Genomic DNA, 3,962 nt, shown 5'->3' with positions numbered 1-3,962 from the left:
AGCAGCAGGCGGGCACAGGACGAGTCGTTCATTTGGCTGTCATTCTCAAATGCATAGTCCTAGCTTGCAGCTATCCGACTCGCCCTGTCGGGGATGAGCCGCGTTTCTAGTGGGAGCTACACAATGAGTATTTTCGGCAAGATCAAGGACGCCATTTTCGGCAAGAAGGCCGTCGCAGCTGAACCCGCCGCCCCGGCCGCGCCCAGCCCCGTCGGCACCGCGCTCGACGCCGCGACGCAAGCCATGGCAGCGGCGGCTGCCGCTCCCGTCGATGTCGACGCGATCCTGACCGCCGAAGCGGCAACCGCCGGCCAGGATCTCAACTGGCGCACGTCGATCGTTGACCTGATGAAGCTGCTCGGCATCGATTCGAGCCTCGCCAACCGCAAGGAGCTGGCGCAGGAGCTCGGCTATACCGGCGAACTCGACGGCAGCGCCGAAATGAACATCTGGCTGCACAAGGCGGTGATGCGCGAACTCGCGGCCAATGGCGGCAAGGTTCCTGCCGACCTCACCGACTGATAAACCGCCCATTATTTTCGACGGGGGTCGGGAGGGTGGACGCTTTCCCGGCCCCTTTTCGTTGACCGGTTCGCGGGCGCGCCTAGACAGGTTTCAGAAGAAACAAGTCGCCAGGGAGCCGCCCGTGTCCAATCCGCTTTCCATGCCTTTCAGCCGCCGTCAGACGCTCGCCACGCTGGGCGCCGGCTCTGCCGGCCTCGCCATCGCCGGTCCGGCCGCAGCCTTGCAGACCGCGCCGAAGAGCGACGCGCAGAAGCTGCTCGATTCGATCGCCGACAATCTCCTCGCCCTCTCGCCCGAAGGCGCGACGTCGCTTGGCATCGACACCGGCACGCGCGCCGCCGAGCGCGGCAAGCTCGGCGACCGGTCGGCCGCGGGGCAAAAGGCCGTCGCCGACACGCTGAAAGCCGACATCGCGCGCGTGCGCGCGTTCGACAAGGCCGGGCTCGACCACAGCACGCGCACCAGCCTCGCGGTCGTCGAAAGCGCCTATGGCGTCGCGCTCGACGGCTTTGCCCTGCCCTATGGCGACGTCGCGGTCGGCGGCTGGCGCAACACGCCCTATGTCGTGATCCAGAATGTCGGCGCCTATCTCGACGTGCCGAAATTCCTCGACAGCGATCATCCGGTCAAGACGTCGGCCGACGCCGAAGCCTATCTCTCGCGACTCAACGCCTTTCCGGGCGTGCTCGACGGCGAAACCGGACGGCTGAAGGCAGCGGGCGCCGGGGGCCTGATCGCTCCCGCCTTCCTGATCGACAAGGCGGTCAAGCAGATGGAGGCGACGATCGCCGATGCCAGGGCGGGCGGGTCGATGGTCGAAAGCCTCGTCCGCCGCACCGGCGAGGCGAAGATCGCGGGCGACTGGAACGCGCGTTCGGCAAAGATCGTGCAGGGCCCGGTCGCTGCCGCGCTCGAACGCCAGATCGCCGAACTGAAGGCGCAGCGGCCCAAGGCGACGATGGACGCCGGCATGTGGGCGCGCCCCGGCGGTGACGAATGGTATGCGTGGGGGCTTCGCGCCTCGACGACGACGCGGATGACCCCCGAAGAGGTCCACCAGATGGGCCGCGACGAGCTGGCCGAACTGCACGGACGAATGGACCCGATCCTGAAAAAGCTCGGCTATACGCAGGGTTCGGTCGGCGACCGCATGAACGCGCTGGCGCAGGACCCGCGTTTCAAATTCCCCGACAATGATGCCGGCCGCGCCGAAATCCACGCCTATATCCAGACCTGGCTCGGCAAGATCCGCGCGCAATTGCCGCGCGCCTTCCGCACGCTGGTGAAGGGCAATGTCGAGGTGAAGCGCCTGCCGCTCGCCGAGGAACCCGGCGCGCCCGCCGCCTATGGCGGTGCAGGATCGATCGACGGAACGGTCCCGGGCAAATTCTGGATCAACCTGCGCACCACCGAACTGCACAGCAAATATTCGCTTCCCGACCTCGCAATGCACGAAGCGATCCCGGGGCATGTCTGGCAGGGCGAATATGCGAACCAGATGCCGCTGATCCGTACGATGCTCGCGTTCAACGCCTATTCGGAAGGGTGGGCCTTGTACGCGGAACAGCTTGCCGACGAGCTCGGCCTCTACGATGACTTCGAGGTCGGGCGCCTCGGCTATCTCCAGTCGCTGGCGTTCCGTGCGTGCCGCCTCGTCGTCGACACCGGCCTCCACGCCAAACGCTGGACGCGCGAGCAGGGCGTCGAGTTTTTCGTCAAGGAAAATGGCTCGAACCCGCTCGAGGTCGCGAGCGAAGTCGACCGTTATTGCAGTTGGGCGGGACAGGCCTGCGGTTACAAGGTCGGGCACAGCGAGATCGTCCGCCAGCGCGGCCTCGCGCAAAAGGCGCTCGGTACGAAATACGACCTGCGCGATTTCGACGATGTCGTCGTCAAGGGCGGCAACGTCCCGCTCGATGTGCTGGCGCAGAATGTCGACGAATATGTGCGGGGTGCGAAGGGCTAGGCCTGCGGGAACGGCGCGAGGTCGGGTTCGACGAACCCGCGCCGCGCCGGGACCGAGAAGAGCAGCGCGCGGCTGTAGAAGCGCAGCGGCCAGTCGCGGCGACCGACGTCGGAGAGCAGCATCGCGTTGACGCGCGCGGCGAGGCCGGTCTCGGCGGTTTCCGACAGGAACAGGCGGACGCCCGCGACATAGGCGCGGGTGATGCTGTCGTGATAGCCGCCATGGTCGTCGTTCACCCCGCCGACGCTCTCGTTATAGCGGCTGATGATCGTCGCGATCTCGGCGTCGATGTCGATGTCGGGACGCTCACTGACGAGCCAGAGACAGGCGCCGAGATGCGCTTCGTGCGTCCACGCCTCACGCGGCAGCGTGCGCGCGAGCAGGCCGGTGCCGATCGCGCGGATGTCTTCGTCGCGCTCGAACGGGCGCGGTTTATATTCGGTGGTCATTTTTCCGGTCCTTCCGGGTGATGTGCCACCCGGAAGAGTTCCGGGTCAATTATGCTGCGACGGCCGCCTGCGGGGCTGCCTGGCGGACGCCTTCGTCGACATGGTCCGCAAATTGCGCGAAATTGTCGATGAACTGGCCGACGAGCGTTTGCGCGGTGCGGTCATAGGCTTGCTTGTCGGCCCACGCCTCGCGCGGATCGAGCAGGCTGCTGTCGACGCCCGGCACCGCGACGGGGACCATGAAGCCGAAATTCGGGTCCTTGCGGAATTCGGCGTCATTCAGGCTGCCGTCGAGCGCGGCGTTGAGCAGCGCGCGGGTCGCCTTGATCGGCATGCGCTTGATGCCGTCCATCGTCGCCATGCCGCCGGTCCAGCCGGTGTTGACGAGCCAGCACTGGACGCCGCCCTTGGCGATCCGTTCCTTGAGCAGATTACCGTAAACCGACGGATGGCGCGGCATGAAGGGGGCGCCGAAGCAGGTCGAGAAGGTCGCCTCGGGCTCGGTCACGCCGATCTCGGTCCCCGCGACGCGCGCGGTGTAGCCCGAAAGGAAGTGATACATCGCCTGGTCGGGGGTCAGCTTCGCGATCGGGGGCAACACGCCATAGGCATCGGCGGTGAGCATGATGACGGTCTGCGGCACCGGACCCATATTCTTTTCCGATGTGTTCGGAATGAAGTCGATCGGGTACGAACCGCGGCTGTTCTCGGCGAGGCTTGCATCGTCGAAATCGAGTTCGCGCGTTTCGGGGTCCATCACGACATTTTCGAGCACCGTGCCGAAGCGTTTGGTCGTCGCGAAAATCTCGGGCTCGGCCTCGGGCGACAGGCGGATCATCTTGGCGTAGCAGCCGCCTTCGAAGTTGAAGACCGCGGTGTCCGACCAGCCATGCTCGTCGTCGCCGATCAGCGTGCGCGAGGCGTCGGCCGACAGCGTCGTCTTGCCGGTGCCCGACAGGCCGAAGAAGACCGCGGTGTCGCCCTTGGGGCCGATGTTCGCCGAGCAATGCATCGGCATCACG

General features: G+C 66.0%; 4 protein-coding genes. 2 read left to right on the top strand and 2 right to left on the bottom strand.

The window, feature by feature from the left end; translation table 11 throughout:
• The first annotated feature begins 123 nt into the window (after positions 1-123).
• Positions 124-522, top strand: a complete 399-nt coding sequence (locus VGD20_RS10230; RefSeq protein WP_331134342.1) for a DUF3597 domain-containing protein — start codon at positions 124-126, stop codon at positions 520-522.
• 142 nt (positions 523-664) lie between these two features.
• The gene (locus tag VGD20_RS10225; protein ID WP_331134343.1) at positions 665-2,491 is read left to right on the top strand and encodes a DUF885 domain-containing protein; all 1,827 of its coding nucleotides are present in this window, start codon (positions 665-667) and stop codon (positions 2,489-2,491) included.
• On the opposite strand, the gene VGD20_RS10220 is transcribed toward VGD20_RS10225, so the two are convergent.
• Complete coding sequence (locus VGD20_RS10220; RefSeq protein ID WP_331134341.1) at positions 2,488-2,940, bottom strand: hypothetical protein; 453 nt, start codon at positions 2,938-2,940, stop codon at positions 2,488-2,490. The two genes, VGD20_RS10225 and VGD20_RS10220, sit on opposite strands and share 4 nt — an antisense overlap.
• A 49-nt stretch (positions 2,941-2,989) precedes the next feature.
• On the bottom strand, positions 2,990-3,962 hold a 973-nt coding region (locus VGD20_RS10215; protein WP_331134340.1), incomplete at its 5' end, for a phosphoenolpyruvate carboxykinase (ATP).

The organism is Sphingopyxis sp. (assembly GCF_036402335.1).
GTDB lineage: Bacteria > Pseudomonadota > Alphaproteobacteria > Sphingomonadales > Sphingomonadaceae > Sphingopyxis.
This window is presented reverse-complemented; position numbering and strand designations above follow the sequence as displayed.